13 protein-coding genes and 2 pseudogenes are annotated in these 15556 nt (G+C 63.7%); 12 read left to right on the forward strand and 3 right to left on the reverse strand.

The features are described 5' to 3' along the window. Positions 1-16: 16 nt before the first annotated feature. The 6 genes from ACVWZP_RS02615 to ACVWZP_RS02640 all read left to right on the forward strand — a co-directional run bounded on the left by ACVWZP_RS02615 (position 17) and on the right by ACVWZP_RS02640 (position 5538). Positions 17-793, forward strand: coding sequence for a CbbQ/NirQ/NorQ/GpvN family protein (locus ACVWZP_RS02615; protein ID WP_017849348.1), 777 nt, complete (start codon positions 17-19; stop codon positions 791-793). Continuing rightward, on the forward strand, positions 777-1340 hold the full coding sequence (locus ACVWZP_RS02620; protein ID WP_017849347.1) for a cytochrome c oxidase subunit 3: 564 nt from the start codon (positions 777-779) through the stop codon (positions 1338-1340). Before ACVWZP_RS02615 ends, ACVWZP_RS02620 begins: the two co-directional genes overlap by 17 nt. A 7-nt stretch (positions 1341-1347) precedes the next feature. Continuing rightward, entirely contained in the window at positions 1348-1584 is a 237-nt protein-coding gene (locus ACVWZP_RS02625; protein ID WP_046383074.1) for a cytochrome C oxidase subunit IV family protein, read from the forward strand. A gap of 181 nt (positions 1585-1765) precedes the next feature. After that, the gene (locus tag ACVWZP_RS02630) at positions 1766-2206 is read left to right on the forward strand and encodes a c-type cytochrome (protein ID WP_017849342.1); all 441 of its coding nucleotides are present in this window, start codon (positions 1766-1768) and stop codon (positions 2204-2206) included. Positions 2207-2209: 3 nt separating this feature from the next. Then, positions 2210-3631, forward strand: coding sequence for a cbb3-type cytochrome c oxidase subunit I (locus ACVWZP_RS02635; protein ID WP_046383075.1), 1422 nt, complete (start codon positions 2210-2212; stop codon positions 3629-3631). 65 nt (positions 3632-3696) lie between these two features. Beyond that, positions 3697-5538 carry a VWA domain-containing protein gene (locus tag ACVWZP_RS02640; RefSeq protein ID WP_457369344.1) on the forward strand — a complete coding sequence of 614 codons (1842 nt, stop codon included), beginning with the start codon at positions 3697-3699 and terminating at the stop codon, positions 5536-5538. Here ACVWZP_RS02640 and ACVWZP_RS02645 read toward each other — a convergent pair. The 3 genes and pseudogenes from ACVWZP_RS02645 to ACVWZP_RS02655 all read right to left on the reverse strand — a co-directional run. Beyond that, the gene (locus ACVWZP_RS02645) at positions 5532-5723 is read right to left on the reverse strand and encodes a hypothetical protein (RefSeq protein WP_017849339.1); all 192 of its coding nucleotides are present in this window, start codon (positions 5721-5723) and stop codon (positions 5532-5534) included. The genes ACVWZP_RS02640 and ACVWZP_RS02645 overlap by 7 nt on opposite strands. Beyond that, a complete protein-coding gene (locus ACVWZP_RS02650) occupies positions 5720-6406 on the reverse strand; it encodes a Crp/Fnr family transcriptional regulator (protein ID WP_017849338.1) in 687 nt (228 codons plus the stop codon). Before ACVWZP_RS02650 ends, ACVWZP_RS02645 begins: the two co-directional genes overlap by 4 nt. Positions 6407-6538: 132 nt before the next feature. Beyond that, positions 6539-6994: pseudogene (locus tag ACVWZP_RS02655) on the reverse strand (hemerythrin domain-containing protein); the annotation flags it as partial. 208 nt (positions 6995-7202) lie between these two features. Between ACVWZP_RS02655 and ACVWZP_RS02660 the strand changes: the two are divergent. The 6 genes and pseudogenes from ACVWZP_RS02660 to ACVWZP_RS02685 form a co-directional block, all read left to right on the forward strand. Continuing rightward, a pseudogene (locus ACVWZP_RS02660) lies at positions 7203-8168 on the forward strand (sigma 54-interacting transcriptional regulator); the annotation flags it as partial. A gap of 133 nt (positions 8169-8301) precedes the next feature. After that, entirely contained in the window at positions 8302-10434 is a 2133-nt protein-coding gene (nosR, locus tag ACVWZP_RS02665) for a transcriptional regulator NosR (protein ID WP_057006109.1), read from the forward strand. Positions 10435-10445: 11 nt separating this feature from the next. Further along, a complete protein-coding gene (gene nosZ / locus ACVWZP_RS02670) occupies positions 10446-12347 on the forward strand; it encodes a TAT-dependent nitrous-oxide reductase (protein ID WP_046383078.1) in 1902 nt (633 codons plus the stop codon). Between the two features lie 208 nt (positions 12348-12555). Then, complete coding sequence (locus tag ACVWZP_RS02675) at positions 12556-13794, forward strand: nitrous oxide reductase family maturation protein NosD (RefSeq protein WP_017849333.1); 1239 nt, start codon at positions 12556-12558, stop codon at positions 13792-13794. Beyond that, positions 13794-14717, forward strand: a complete 924-nt coding sequence (locus ACVWZP_RS02680; RefSeq protein ID WP_017849332.1) for an ABC transporter ATP-binding protein — start codon at positions 13794-13796, stop codon at positions 14715-14717. The genes ACVWZP_RS02675 and ACVWZP_RS02680 overlap by 1 nt, the downstream gene beginning before the upstream one ends. Continuing rightward, positions 14714-15544: an ABC transporter permease gene (locus ACVWZP_RS02685; RefSeq protein WP_046383080.1), complete on the forward strand. Its 831-nt coding sequence runs from the start codon at positions 14714-14716 to the stop codon at positions 15542-15544. The genes ACVWZP_RS02680 and ACVWZP_RS02685 overlap by 4 nt, the downstream gene beginning before the upstream one ends. The last annotated feature ends 12 nt before the right edge of the window (positions 15545-15556 follow it).

Raw genomic sequence — 15556 nt, forward strand, 5'->3', positions numbered from 1 at the left:
GCTGTGGATGCCTGTCATGACTGAGCCCTTCTACCAACCCCTGGACAATGAACACCTGCTGTTCGAACACGCCTGGCGCCACCGCATGCCGGTGCTGATCAAGGGCCCCACGGGCTGCGGCAAGACCCGTTTCGTGCAGCACATGGCGCATCGTCTGAACTTGCCGCTGTACACCGTGGCCTGCCACGACGACCTGAGTGCCGCCGACCTGATCGGCCGTCACCTGATCGGCGCCGAGGGCACCTGGTGGCAGGACGGCCCGCTGACCCGTGCCGTGCGCGAAGGCGGCATCTGCTACCTGGACGAAGTGGTCGAGGCGCGCCAGGACACCGCCGTGGTGCTGCACCCGGTGGCCGACGACCGCCGCGAGTTGTACCTGGAGCGCACCGGCGAAGTGGTCAAGGCGCCGCCGTCGTTCATGCTGGTGGTGTCCTATAACCCCGGTTACCAGAACCTGCTCAAGGGCATGAAACCCAGCACCCGCCAGCGTTTCGTCGCGATGCGCTTCGATTACCCGGCCGTCGAGGGCGAAGCGCGCATCGTGGCGCGCGAGGCCCAGGTGGACCTTGCCCTGGCGACCCAGGTGGTGCGCCTCGGCCAGGCCTTGCGCCGCCTCGATCAACACGACCTGGAAGAAGTGGCCTCCACGCGTCTGCTGATTTTCACCGCGCGCCTGATCGCCGCCGGCATGCCCATTCGCGAAGCCTGCCTGGCATGCCTGGCCGAGGCGCTGACGGACGACCCGCACACCGTGACCGCCTTGATGGACGTGGTCGATGTGTACTTTGCCTGAACCGCGCCGCCTGCCGGGCGACCTGGCGATGTGGTTTTTCATCCTTGCCGAGTTGTCGGTATTCGCGATTCTGATCCTCGCGTTCGCCGTGACCCAGGTGCTCAAGCCCGAGGTGTTTGCCGAAGGGCGCGCGCAACTGGACACCTCCACCGGGCTGGCGATGACCTTGAGCCTGTTGACCGCCGGGCTGCTCGCGGCGTTGGCGTTGCAGCAGGTGCGATTGCAGCGCTGGCGGCGCGGCGCCGGCTTGTTCGTCGCGGCGCTGTTGGTGGCGCTGGTCTACGTGGCGATCAAACTCACCGAGTACGCCCACCTCGGCGCTGCCGGGCTGGGCCTGGAGCACAGCACGTTTTTTACCTTGTACTGGCTACTGACCGGGTTCCATTTCCTGCATGTGCTGCTGGGCATGGTGATTCTCGCGTGGCTGGCGCTGGGCTGCTGGCGCGGCGGGCTGTCGGTCGGCGGGCTGGAGTCGGGGGTGCTGTATTGGCACATGGTGGACCTGGTGTGGGTGGTGTTGTTTCCGTTGGTTTACGTGATTGGATGAGGTACCGATGTCCATTTCCCAAGGGCTGATCGTGTGTTGGGCCACGTTGGTCGTGCTCAGCGTCGGCACCGTGCTCGCCGGCGGCTCCGGGCTGTGGCTGGCGGTTTTGCTGCTGGCGGTGGTCAAGGCGTGGCTGATTGCCGATGGGTTCATGGAGTTGCGGCATGCTCCCAGGTTTTGGCGCGCTTTGGTGCTGGGCTGGCCGGTGGTTCTGGTGTTGGTGGTGGGGCTTGTGGGGGGCTGAATGGCCATTCAGCAGTGTTCAGCCAATACCAGAAAACAGGCACTGTCACCGCCGCAACCGACCCAGACTCAATCCCCCAAGAATACTTGACCACCCCGATCAACAATTCTTGATCGCCATCAAGCGGTTTTCACCCTCCACCTTCCTATCATGACCCCCGCCAAGCCATGAGGAAGCGACCATGTCAGAGACCTTCACCAAGGGCATGGCCAGGAACATCTATTTCGGAGGAAGCGTGTTCTTCTTCCTGATTTTCCTGGCCTTGACCTACCACACCGAACAAACCTTTCCCGCCCGTAGCAATGTCGACCAGCTCACTGAATCGGTGATCCGCGGCAAAAGCGTCTGGGAGCGTAATAACTGCGTCGGTTGCCACACTCTGTTGGGCGAAGGCGCGTACTTTGCGCCGGAGCTGGGCAATGTGTTCAAGCGTCGTGGGGGTGACGAAGGGTTCAAGCCGTTCCTGCACGCCTGGATGAAAATGCAGCCCCTTGGGGTGCCGGGGCGTCGCGCCATGCCGCAATTCAACCTCAGCGACCAGGAGGTGGACGATATGGCCGAGTTCCTCAAATGGAGCTCGAAGATCGATACCAATAACTGGCCACCCAACAAGGAGGGCTGAGCCATGCGCAGCGCCAATCCCTATCTGAAATTCCAATCCCAGGCCGTGGCCAAACCCTACTTTGTGTTTGCCTTGATCCTGTTCGTCGGCCAGGTGCTGTTTGGCCTGATCATGGGCCTGCAATACGTGGTGGGCGACTTTCTGTTCCCGTTGATCCCCTTCAACGTGGCGCGGATGGTCCATACCAACCTGTTGATCGTCTGGCTGTTGTTCGGCTTTATGGGCGCCGCCTATTACCTGATACCCGAGGAGGCCGACCGCGAACTGCACAGCCCCAAACTGGCGATCTTGCTGTTCTGGGTGTTTGCCGCAGCCGGGGTGTTGACCATCCTCGGTTACCTGTTGGTGCCGTATGCGGCACTGGCCAAGCTGACCCATAACGAACTGCTGCCGACCATGGGCCGCGAGTTCCTCGAGCAACCGACCATTACCAAAATGGGCATCGTGGTGGTGTGCCTGGGCTTTCTCTACAACATCGGCATGACCCTGCTCAAGGGCCGCAAAACCACGGTCAGCATGGTGATGATGACCGGCCTGATCGGCCTCGCGGTGTTCTTCCTGTTCTCCTTCTACAACCCCGGCAACCTCGCACGTGACAAGTTCTACTGGTGGTGGGTGGTGCATCTTTGGGTAGAAGGCGTGTGGGAACTGATCATGGGCTCGATGCTGGCGTTCGTGCTGATCAAGGTCACCGGCGTCGACCGTGAAGTGGTGGAGAAATGGCTGTACGTGATCATCGCCATGGCTTTGATCACCGGGATCATCGGCACCGGGCACCACTTCTTCTGGATCGGCGCACCCGAGGTGTGGCTGTGGGTCGGCTCGATCTTCTCGGCCCTGGAGCCGCTGCCGTTCCTGGCGATGGTGATGTTCGCCTTCACCATGGTCAAACGTCGGCGGCGCCAGCACCCGAACCGCGCGGCGACCTTGTGGGCCAAGGGCACCACGGTGACGGCGTTCTTCGGCGCCGGGGTCTGGGGCTTCCTGCATACGCTGGCACCGGTCAACTTCTACACCCACGGTACCCAGCTCACGGCGGCCCACGGTCACCTGGCGTTCTTCGGGGCCTACGCGATGATCGTGATGACCCTGATCAGCTACGCCATGCCACGCTTGCGCGGCCTCGGCGAAGCGCCCGATGCGCGTTCGCAGACCATTGAAATCTGGGGCTTCTGGCTGATGGTGCTGTCGATGGTGATGATCACCTTGCTCCTCACCGCAGCCGGTGTGGTGCAGGTGTGGTTGCAGCGCTGGCCGGCGGACGGTGTGGCCTTGCCGTTCATGGCCACGGTCGAGCATTTGACCGTCTTGTTCTGGGCTCGGTTGGCCAGTGGCGTGGTGTTCCTGCTGGGGCTGCTCTGCTACCTGTACAGCTTCCGCCAACGCCAAGCCGTCGCCGGTGCGCCGGCGCCGATTGTGTATTGATCGTCAATCCCTAAGAGGGCGGCCCGGCTGGTACAGCGGGCCGTTTTACGTTTGGAGCACGGCTCATGGCCTTTACCCTGGAATTGGAAGAGTGGGTCGGCAGCGTCTGGCACCGCTTCATCACCCGCCGTGCCAATGTCGATTTCCCCGAGGCGCAGGTCGCGCTGACGGACCATCAGCGCAGCCTGGCCCTGTTGTTCCGCGCCCTGGGCGGCGCTGGCGGGATGGCGCTGGAGGCGGCCTGCGAGCGCGACCTGTTGCTGCGCCGCAACCTGTTGATGCGTATCGCCGGCACCTGCAAGCAAGCCCCCCTGGCGTCCTGCGACGGCAACCGCTTGCGCTTGCCGGCACGCCTGGCGGTGTTTCCCGACGCGGCGCTGAATCACGAGTTGTACCGCTGGCTGGCGCTGCTCGCGGCCCACGCCGGGCCGATGAGCCACTGGGCGCGCGACAACCAACGCTGGACCTGGCTGCTGTTGCAGCGCTACCCGGCGATGCTGCCGCGCTACCAACGCCTGGTGGAGGCGCACCTGCAACTGCGCCCCGACCCCGCCAGCCTCAAACCCGATGAAGCCGCCCTGGAGCGGGCCTTGCGCAAGGCCCTGCGCGAACCCGGCAGCGTGCGTCACTTGCCGCGCAGTTCACGGGCCGCCTGGCCGTTGCCGTTATGGCTGTACCCGGCGCTGCAGTTGGACACCGCGCAAAATACCGACCTGGAAGAGGAGGGCGACGACCTCTCAGCCCCGCCCGGCGAGCAGCAAGGCGGGCCCAAGCGTGCCACCCGCGTTGACGACGCGAGCCGCGATGGCGGCCTGCTGGTGGTGCGCCTGGAAAACCTGTTCAGTTGGAGCGAACACGTCGACCTCGATCGCTGGTCCGACGACAGCCAGGACCCGGACGCCGCCCGCGTCGCCGAAGACCTCGACCAGTTGAGCCTGTCGCGCCAGCGCGTGCGCAAGAGCGGCGGGCTCAAGCTGCACCTGGATCTGCCGCCCGCCGATGTCGACGACATCCCCTTGGGCGACGGCATCAAGTTGCCCGAGTGGGACTATCGCCGGCAGTGCTTGCAGGAAGACTTCGTCAACCTGCAATTGATGCAGCCGCGTTGCGACGCCCCGCAACCCTTGCCCGCGCGGTTGCAGGCCCAGGCCCAGCGCTTGCGCCGGCAATTCCAGAGCCTGCGCACCGACCGCCAATGGCAGCGCCAGCAGCCCCAGGGGTCAGAGGTCGACCTGCAGGCCTGGCTGGATTTTCATGTGCAGCGCCAGCAGGGCGCCTGCGCCGAACGCGGGCTGTTCCTTGAACAACGCCACACCCACCGCGACCTGGCGTGCCTGTTGCTGGCCGATCTGTCGATGTCCACCGATGCCCATGTCAACGATGAGCAAAAGGTCATCGATGTGATACGCGACAGCCTGCTGCTGTTTGGTGAAAGCCTGGCCGGGGCAGGGGATCGCTTTGCGTTGTATGGGTTTTCTTCACTGCGGCGGCACCAGGTGCGCTTGCAGGTGCTCAAAACGTTCCAGCAAGCCTATGACGACCGCACGCGCGGCGCGATCCAGGGCCTCAAACCGGGCTACTACACGCGCATGGGCGCGGCTATCCGTCAGGCTACCCAGTTGCTGGGCGCCTGCCCGCAGCGGCGCAAGTTGCTGTTGTTGATCACCGACGGCAAGCCCAATGACCTGGACCTGTATGAGGGACGTTACGGCGTGGAGGACACGCGCCAGGCGGTGGTCGAAGCGCGGCGCCAGGGCTTGATTCCGTTCTGCATCACCATCGACAAACAGGCCGGCGACTATCTGCCGTACATGTTCGGCGCCCATGGTTTCACCCTGATCCATCGCCCGGAACAATTACCGCAACGCCTGCCGCAGCTGTATCGGCAGTTGACCGAGACTCAGTAAAAGTCCCTGGGCAACCAGAAGAACATCACCACGCAGAACAGCGTCAGGCCCAGGCAGAACCACTGGAAACGCTTCAGTCGGCGCGCCTGGGTGCTGGCGTGGGCCTCGGGTAGCGGTGTGGCGCAACGCTCGCACAGGTCGCGCTCCACGGCATTGCCGTGCTGGCAGACCAGGCAGGTTTTCACTCGAATTGCTCCAGGCGCGGGCGGTCGAGAATTGCGATCTGCCGGCCGTCCTGGGTGATGATTTTCTCGTCGATCAAGCGTCGGATAATCCGCGAAAACGTCTCCGGCTGGATCGACAGGTGCCCGGCAATCAGTTGCTTGGCCATCGGCAGCTCGAAGCTGCAGTCGGTGGTGCTTTGCAAGCGCACCAGTTGCGTGAGCAGGTAGCGCACCACGCGGTGGGTGGCGTTTTTCAGCGACAGGGTTTCGATCTCGTTGACCCGCTGGTGCAGGCGCACGCACAACTTGCCGAGCAGGGCGAAGGTCAGGCGGCTGTTGCTCTGCAGCAAACGCATGTAGGTGGCATTGGACAGCCGGTACAACTGCGTGGGGCACACCGCTTCGGCGCACGCTACGTAGTTGGGCGTATCCATCAGCATCATGGCTTCGGCGAAGGTCTGCCGTTCGCCGATCACCTCGAACACCTTCTCCTGGCCGTCCGGGGTGAGGCGGTAGATTTTCACCGCGCCGGCGATCACGAAGTAGAACGCATCGGCCGGTTCGCCCTGGCGGAACAGCGGTTCGCCTTTGTCGACACTGAGCAATTGGCTGCTGCTCATCAGCTCGTTCAACTGCGCCTCGTCCAGGGGTTCGAACAAGTGGTGGCTGCGCAGGATCTGGTGATGAACACGATGGAGCACCATCTTGACCTCGGGGAATATCGGGAAGGGATACCCAAGGTTAATCCTGTTGGCGTCGGCCGTACTTGATCTACGACAAGGGCAGCGCACAGGCAACGCTGCACGATCGTCGCAGTGAACGCTTGTGAAAGTGCGCTATGCGCGGGCCGCGGCGAGGCTGGGCGCGGCCCGGGCAAACAATATGTCGTTCTCCAGGCGGATGTGTTCGCGCAGGTCGGCATGAAAGGCGCTCAGCTCGCGGTACAGGCTGCGCCAGGTATTACAGGCCTCGGCCGGCGGGGTGATCTGGTTCGTCAGGCTCAACAACTGCTCCAGGGCCTCGGCGTGTTGGTCGTGCTCGTAGCGCATCACCTGGATCGGCGTCGACGCCTGCGGCCCCATGCCCATTTGCAGCATCGGGAACAATACCTGTTCCTCCTTGAGCATATGGCTCTCCAGTTCCTGCTGCATGTCGAGCAGCAGGTCGGCCAGGCCGTTGGGGCATTGCAGGTGCTGACCGTGGACCTGTTCGACGCGGCTCGCCATGCGGACCAGTTCCGGCAATTGCTCGCGATGACGTGCGTGGTAGCGCGCCAGCAGATGGTCGATCAAGTGGTCCTGGGTTTGGGTGTTCCAGTCGCTCACGGTCATCGGGCTTTCCTCATCGGCAATACGGGTATGAACCAGTGATTGCAGGCAGCGTGCCAATTTTAACGCATTGAAAAGTAACGATTTATCCCGGAGTAAGGTAATCATGACCACACGCTTCCAGGGTGCTCTGAACCCCAGGAGGGTCGAAATGACCGCGCCGCTCGACGGCATCCTCGGCCAGAGCGCGGTGTTGCAGGAGTTGCTCGACGAGCTGGCGCTGCTGGCCGAAACGCAGTTGCCGGTGTTGTTGCTCGGCGAAACCGGGGTCGGCAAAGAGCTGTTCGCGCGGCGCCTGCATCGCCTGTCGCAACGCGGCAACAAGCCTCTGGTGCAGGTCAACTGCGCGGCGCTGCCGGAGGCGTTGGCCGAAAGCGAGCTGTTCGGTCACGTCAAGGGCGCCTTCTCCGGCGCCACCCACGACCGCGCCGGGCGGTTCGATGCGGCCAACGGCGGCACCTTGTTCCTCGATGAGGTCGGCGAATTGCCCTTGAGCATCCAGGCCAAGCTGCTGCGCACCCTGGAGAATGGCGAGATCCAGCGCCTGGGCGCCGATCGGCCATTGCATGTGGATGTCCGCATCATCGCCGCCACCAATCGCCACCTGCCCGACCGCGTGCGTGACGGCCTGTTTCGCGCCGACCTGTATCACCGGCTGTCGGTGTACCCGCTGCCGATCCCGGCGTTGCGCGAGCGTGGCGAGGATGTGTTGCTGCTGGCGCGGCATTTCGCTGAGCTCAACCGCGAGCGCCTGGGCTTGCATGACCTGCAACTGTCGCCGACGGCGCAACAGGCGCTGCTCGAGTACGCCTGGCCGGGCAATGTGCGTGAGCTGGAGCATGTGATCAGTCGCGCCGCGTTGAAGCAGCTCAGTCGTGGCGAACCGCGCACTTCGGTGATCCGCCTGGAGCCGCACGCCCTGGGCCTGGATACGGCCGCCGTCGCGGTGGAGCGAGCCATGCCCGCGTCATCGATCGAGGCCTTCCAACCCTTGGCGGTGGCGGTGGACGAGTGCCAGCGCTGGAACATTCGCCACGCCCTGGAACACTGCGCCGGCAATTGGGCGAGTGCTGCGCGCCTGCTCGGCGTGGACGCGAGCAACCTGCACAAGCTGGCGCGGCGCCTGAAGCTCAAGTAAGAGGTGCGACAACGCGCCAGCCGTGCGTATGCGCCGCACCCTCATCGGACTCGACTTGATTTCGATCAAGGGCCACTTGCCATCGTCGCCCCACTATCGGGGCCCTCTTTAGCCCGACGCCTCAAGGGACTCCATGACTCGCTCCGCGCGCTTGACACGCCACTGGCTGACGCTGCTGGTGGTGTTGCTCATCACCAGCTTCACCGCCCAGGCCCGGCCTTACGGCGACATCGAACAGCAGCGTATCGAACGCGCTTTCCCCGCCCAGGATGCGGTCTCCGCGCCAGACGGTCCGTTCAAGGTGCGGACCATTTCGACTGCCGGCAAGCCCATTGGCTACGTGTTCCAGAGCCTGGATGTGGTGGCGATCCCGGCGTATTCGGGCAAGCCGATCAACACCCTGGTGATCCTCGACGCCGCCGGGGTGATCCGCGATGCCTACGTGCTGGAACACCACGAGCCGATCCTGTTGATCGGTATTCCCGAGATCAAACTGCACGAATTCACCGCGCATTATTCCGGCGTCGATGTGCGCCAGCGCGTGGTGGTCGGGCGTTCCAGCGATCCAAAGGCGGTGACGGTGGACGCGATTGCCGGCGCGACCGTGACCGCGATGGTGGTCAATGAAGTGGTGATGCGGGCGGCCCATGACGTGGCGGTGTGGCTCAAGCTGATCGACGGCAAGGCCGCGACCGCGCAGAAAGTCGCGTTGATCCGCACCGACCGGTTTGACCCCGCCACCTGGGCACAATTGACCGGCAATGGCGCGATCCGCCGCCTGCATTTGACCCGGGGCCAGGTCGACGCGGCCTTCAAGGACACCGCCGCCGAAGGCGCCGAGGCCGCGGATGAGACCTTCATCGACCTCTATGTGGCCGACATCAACCCGCCGAGCATCGGCCGCAACCTGCTGGGCGAAGAGCACTACCGCAACCTGATGCAGGGGCTCAAACCCGGCGAACAGGCCATCGCCGTGCTCGGCCGTGGGCTGTTTTCGTTCAAGGGTTCGGGTTATGTGCGCGGCGGGATTTTCGACCGGGTGCAGTTGCGCCAGTTCGGCAACGTGATCAGCTTCCGCGACCTCGACCACCAGCGCATCGACGATGTCTACGCCGAGGGCATCCCGGCCTTCGACGAGATGTCAGTATTCATCGTGCGCCCGCAGGCCGGCTTCGACCCCGGCTCGCCCTGGACCCTGGAACTGCTGGTGCGGCGCCAGACCGGCCCGGTCAGCGGCACGTTCAGCAGCTTCGAACTGCCTTACCAGATGCCCGAACAGTACCTGGAACGGCCGCTGCCCACCGCCGCCGAACAAGCCGCGCTGGATGAGGCCAGCCGCCCACTGTGGTTGAGCATCTGGTACCAGAAACAGGTGCAGGTCATGGTGCTCGGCGTCGCGCTGCTGCTGCTTACCGCGATCCTGTTCCTGCAGGACAGCCTGGCCCGGCGCCCGCGCCTGCTGCACTGGCTGCGCCGCGGCTACCTGGTGTTTACCGTGGGGTTCATCGGCTGGTATGCGCTGGGGCAGTTGTCGGTGGTCAATGTGCTGACCTTCGTGCATGCGCTGGTCCAGGACTTCCGCTGGGAACTGTTCCTCACCGACCCGCTGATCTTCATGCTCTGGGTCTTCACCGCCGCCAGCATCCTGCTGTGGGGGCGCGGGGTGTTCTGCGGCTGGCTGTGCCCGTTCGGGGCCTTGCAGGAACTGCTCAACGAGGCCGCGCGCCGCCTGAAGATCCGCCAGTTCGAATTGCCCTTCGCGGTGCATGAACGGCTGTGGGCGATCAAGTACCTGATCCTGCTGGTGCTGTTCGGCCTCTCCCTGGAATCCATGGCCACCGCCGAACGCTTTGCCGAAGTGGAACCGTTCAAGACCGCCATCACGCTCAAGTTCGACCGCCAGTGGTGGTTCGTGCTCTACGCCGTGGCGTTGCTGGTGATCAACCTGTTCACCCGCAAAGTCTACTGCCGCTACCTCTGTCCCCTCGGCGCCGCCCTGGCGATCCCCAGCAAGTTCCGCCTGTTCGACTGGCTCAAGCGGCGCCAGGAATGCGGTAACCCGTGCCAGCTGTGCGCGAAGGAATGCGAGATCCAGGCGATCCACCCGGACGGCCATATCAACGCCAACGAATGCCACTACTGCCTCGACTGCCAGATGACCTGGCACAACGAAAACAAATGCCCGCCGCTGATCAACAAACGCAAGAAGCGCAACAAGGCGGCGCCCGAACAGATTCCCGTAGTGCAGATAAATCCCAACGCTTGAAGGAGCAACCCATGAACGATACAGACGATAAACATGACGGCCTGACCCGGCGCAGTTTCCTCGGCACCGGTGCGGTGACCGGCGCCGTACTGGCGGGTGCGTCGGCCCTCGGCGGCGCGGTGTTTACCCGTGAATCCTTCGCGGCGGCGGCCAAGGACGCCAAATCGAAAATCCATGTGGAACCCGGCCAGCTCGACGATTACTACGGCTTCTGGAGTGGCGGTCACCAGGGCGAAGTGCGGGTGATGGGCGTCCCGTCGATGCGCGAGCTGATGCGTATCCCGGTGTTCAACGTCGATTCGGCCACCGGTTGGGGCCTGACCAACGAGAGCAAGCGCATCCTCGGCGAGGGCGCCAAGTACTCCAACGGCGATTGCCATCACCCGCACTTGTCCACCACCGACGGCCACTACGACGGCAAGTACCTGTTTATCAATGACAAGGCCAACAGCCGGGTGGCGCGCATCCGCCTGGACATCATGAAGTGCGACAAAATCCTCACCGTACCGAACGTTCAGGCCATCCACGGCCTGCGCCTGCAAAAGGTGCCCTACACCAAGTACGTGTTCTGCAACGCCGAATTCATCATCCCGCACCCCAATGACGGCCGAAACTTCGACCTGCAGGATCGCAACAGCTTCACCATGTTCAACGCCATCGATGCGGAAAAAATGGAGATGGCCTTCCAGGTGATCGTCGACGGCAACCTCGACAACGCCGACATGGACTACACCGGCAAGTACGCAGCGGCCACCTGCTACAACTCGGAAAAGGCCACCGACCTGGCCGGCATGATGCGCAATGAGCGCGATTGGGTGGTGGTGTTCAACATCCCGCGCATCGAAGCGGCGATCAAGGCCGGCAAGTTCATCAATGTGGACGGCGTCAAGGTGCCGGTGGTGGACGGACGCAAATCCGAGGACGGCAAGGACAGCGAGTTCACCCGCTACATTCCGGTGCCGAAAAACCCCCACGGCTGCAACACCTCGCCGGATGGCAAGTACTTCATCGCCAACGGCAAGCTGTCGCCGACCTGCACCATCATCGCCATCGAAAAACTCGACGACCTGTTCAGCGGCAAGATCAGCGACCCGCGCGGTGTGGTGGTCGGTGAACCGGAGCTGGGCCTGGGCCCGCTGCACACCACCTACGACGGACGCGGCTTTGCCTACACCACGCTGTTCATCGACAGCCAGGTGGTCAAGTGGAACATCGCCGAGGCCATCCGTGCCTATGGCGGCGAGAAGGTCAACTACATCAAGCAGAAGCTTGATGTGCAGTACCAGCCCGGTCACAACCATGCGTCGCTGACCGAAACCCGCGACGCCGACGGCCAGTGGCTGGTGGTCTTGAGCAAGTTCTCCAAGGACCGCTTCCTGCCCACCGGCCCGCTGCACCCGGAAAACGACCAGTTGATCGACATCTCCGGCGATGAAATGAAACTGGTCCACGACGGCCCGGCCTTCGCCGAGCCCCATGACTGTGTGATGGCGCGTCGCGACCAGATCAAGACCAAGAAAATCTGGGAGCGCAACGATCCATTCTTCGCCGAAACGGTGGCCATCGCCAAGAAGGACGGGATCAACCTGGAAACCGACAGCAAGGTGATCCGCGACGGCAACAAGGTGCGCGTGTACATGACCTCCATGGCCCCGGCCTACGGGCTTTCGGAGTTCACCGTCAAACAGGGCAATGAAGTCACCGTGACCATCACCAATATCGACATGATCGAAGACGTGACCCACGGCTTTGTCATGGTCAACCACGGCGCGAGCATGGAGATCAGCCCGCAGCAGACCTCGTCGATCACATTCATTGCCGACAAGCCCGGGCTGCATTGGTACTACTGCAGCTGGTTCTGCCATGCCCTGCACATGGAAATGGTCGGGCGGATGAAGGTCGAGCCCGCCTGACACGCTGTTTGAGAAACGACACAAGGCAAATGTGGGAGGGACGGTGCGACGATTCGACTTGCTCCCGATGGCGGTGAATCAGTCACAGATGCATCAACTGACACACCCTCATCGGGAGCAAGTCGAATCGTCGCACCGTCCCTCCCACTTTTAGCCGCATTTCCTTTAAGAGGACATCATCGTGACTCGATCACTCGTCATCCTGGTGATGCTGATAGTGGCTTCGGCGGGAGCGGTCGCCGCCGTTCGCCCCATCACCGACTTACCCCTGCAAGCCGACGGCCCCAACCGTTGGCGCTTGCCTGCCGGCGAGTACCGGGGCTCGTTCCGCATCGACCAACCGCTGCAATTGACCTGCGCCCCCGGCGCCATCTTCCAGGCCGAAGGGCAGGGCAACGGCCTGCTGATCAGCGCGCCGGATGTCAGCGTCCAAGGCTGCACGTTCCTCGATTGGGGCGCCGACCTCACGGCCATGAACGCCGCTGTGTTCATCCAGCCCCAGGCGCGTGGCGCGCAAGTGCTGGGCAACCGCCTGCAAGGCCAGGGCTTTGGCATCTGGGTCGATGGTACCCAGGACGTGAGCGTGATCGGCAACCGCATCCAGGGTGACACCTCGGTACGTTCGCAGGACCGTGGCAACGGCATTCACCTGTACGCGGTACACGGTGCCCGCGTCATCGATAACCACGTGCGCGACACCCGCGACGGCATCTACATCGATACCTCCAACGGCAACCTGCTGCAAGGCAACACCCTGGAAGACCTGCGCTACGGCATCCACTACATGTTTGCCAACGACAACCAGGTCCTGGGCAACACCACCCGCCGCACCCGCACCGGCTATGCGTTGATGCAAAGCCGCAAGCTGACGGTGATCGGCAATCGCTCCGAGCAGGACCAGAACTACGGCATCCTGATGAACTACATCACCTATTCGACCTTGCAGGACAACGTCGTCACCGATGTGCGCGACGGCTCCACCGGCGACACCATGATCGCCGGCGGCGAAGGCAAGGCACTGTTCATCTACAACTCGCTGTTCAACCGCATCGAAAACAACCGCTTCGCACGCAGCGCGGTGGGCATTCACCTGACCGCCGGCTCCGAAGACAACCGCATCGCCGGCAACGCCTTCATCGACAACCAGCGCCAGGTCAAATACGTCGCCAGCCGCTTGCAGGAATGGTCGGCGGACGGCCGGGGCAACTACTGGAGCGACTACCTCGGCTGGGACCGCAACGGCGATGGCCTCGGCGATGTGGCGTATGAGCCGAACGACAACGTCGACCGCCTGCTGTGGTTGTACCCCCAGGTGCGGCTGTTGATGAACAGCCCCGGCATCGAGTTGCTGCGCTGGGTGCAACGTGCGTTTCCGGTGATGAAGTCGCCGGGTGTGATGGACAGCCACCCCCTGATGCAAGCCCCCACTCAGAAGGAACCTGCATGATGAATGTCGTCGAGATCGAAGGCGTCAGCCAGCGCTATGGGCGTGCCACGGTGCTGCACGACCTGAACCTGAGCCTGGCCCCCGGCGAAGTCCTGGGGTTGTTCGGGCACAACGGCGCGGGCAAGACCACGGCGATGAAGCTGGTGCTCGGCCTGCTGCGCGCCAGCGCCGGCGAGGTGCGGGTGTTCGGCCGTGCGCCGAGTGATCCCCACGTGCGCCGCTGGCTCGGTTACCTGCCGGAAAACGTCACGTTCTATGCACAGTTGAGCGGCGTCGAAACCCTGCGTCACTTCGCCCGGCTCAAGGGCGCGCCGATGCATCAGGTCGACAGCCTGCTGGACGACGTCGGCCTGACCGCGGCGGCAGGGCGGCGGGTCAAGACCTATTCCAAGGGCATGCGCCAGCGCCTCGGGTTGGCCCAGGCCTTGCTCGGCGAGCCGCGCCTGTTGCTGCTCGACGAACCCACCGTGGGCCTCGACCCGTTCGCCACCCAGGACTTGTATCGCCTGCTCGACCGCCTGCGTGCGGCCGGCACCAGCACCATCCTGTGCTCCCACGTGCTGCCGGGCGTCGAGGCGCACATCAACCGTGCGGCGATCCTGACCCAGGGCCGCCTGCTGGCCTTGGGCAGCCTGGCGCAGTTGCGCGCCGAGGCCGGCTTGCCGACGCTGATCCGCACCTGCGGCTTGCAGCGCGTCGAATCGCTGCAACAACGCTGGAGCGCCGCCGGCCATGTCACCCGACGCTGGGGCGTCGAAGGGCTGCAAGTGGCGGCGCACAACGGCAGCAAAGTGCAACTGCTGCGCCAACTGCTGGCCGAGGACAGCCCCAGCGACGTGGAAATCCTGCCGCCGTCCCTTGAAGACATCTACCGGCATTACATGGACAGCGCGATGGTCACGGCACAGGAGGCGGCCTTATGAACCCGATCTGGAACATGGCCCGCAAAGAGTTCTGCGACGGCCTGCGCAACCGTTGGCTGTTGGCGATCAGCCTGTTGTTCGCAGTGCTGGCCATCGGCATCGCCTGGCTGGGCGCCGCCGCCGCCGGGCAACTGGGCTTCACCTCGATCCCGGCGACCATCGCCAGCCTGGCCAGCCTGGCGACGTTCCTGATGCCGCTGATCGCGCTGTTGCTGGCCTACGACGCGATCGTCGGCGAAGACGAGAGCGGCACCTTGTTGCTGTTGCTCACCTATCCGTTGGGGCGCGGGCAGATCCTGCTCGGCAAGTTCGTCGGCCATGGGCTGATCCTCGCGCTGGCCACGGTCCTCGGCTTCGGCTGCGCGATGCTCGCCATTGCGTTGCTGGTCGACGACGTGGACTTCGCCATGCTGCTCTGGGCCTTTGGCCGGTTCATGCTGACCTCGGCCCTGCTTGGCTGGTGCTTTCTCGGGCTGGCTTATGGTCTGAGCAGCCTGTGCGCGGAAAAATCCACCGCCGCCGGGCTGGCGCTCGGCGTGTGGTTCTTCTTCGTGCTGGTCTTCGACCTGGCGCTGCTGGCCTTGCTGGTGCTCAGCAAAGGCCAGTTCAACCCGCAGGGGCTGCCCTGGTTGCTGCTGCTCAACCCCACCGACGTGTATCGGTTGATCAACCTCTCGGGTTTCGGTACGGGCACCCAGTCCGTCGGGGTCATGGCCCTGGGTTCGGACCTGGACGTGCCGCCGCTGGCCCTGTGGGCGTGCCTGCTGGCATGGGTGGCCGTGCCGCTGGCACTGGCCTACGGGCTGTTCCGCCGCCGTGCGGCGTGAGGATTTTTTTAT

The sequence above is a fragment of the Pseudomonas sp. TE36184 genome, assembly GCF_054060055.1.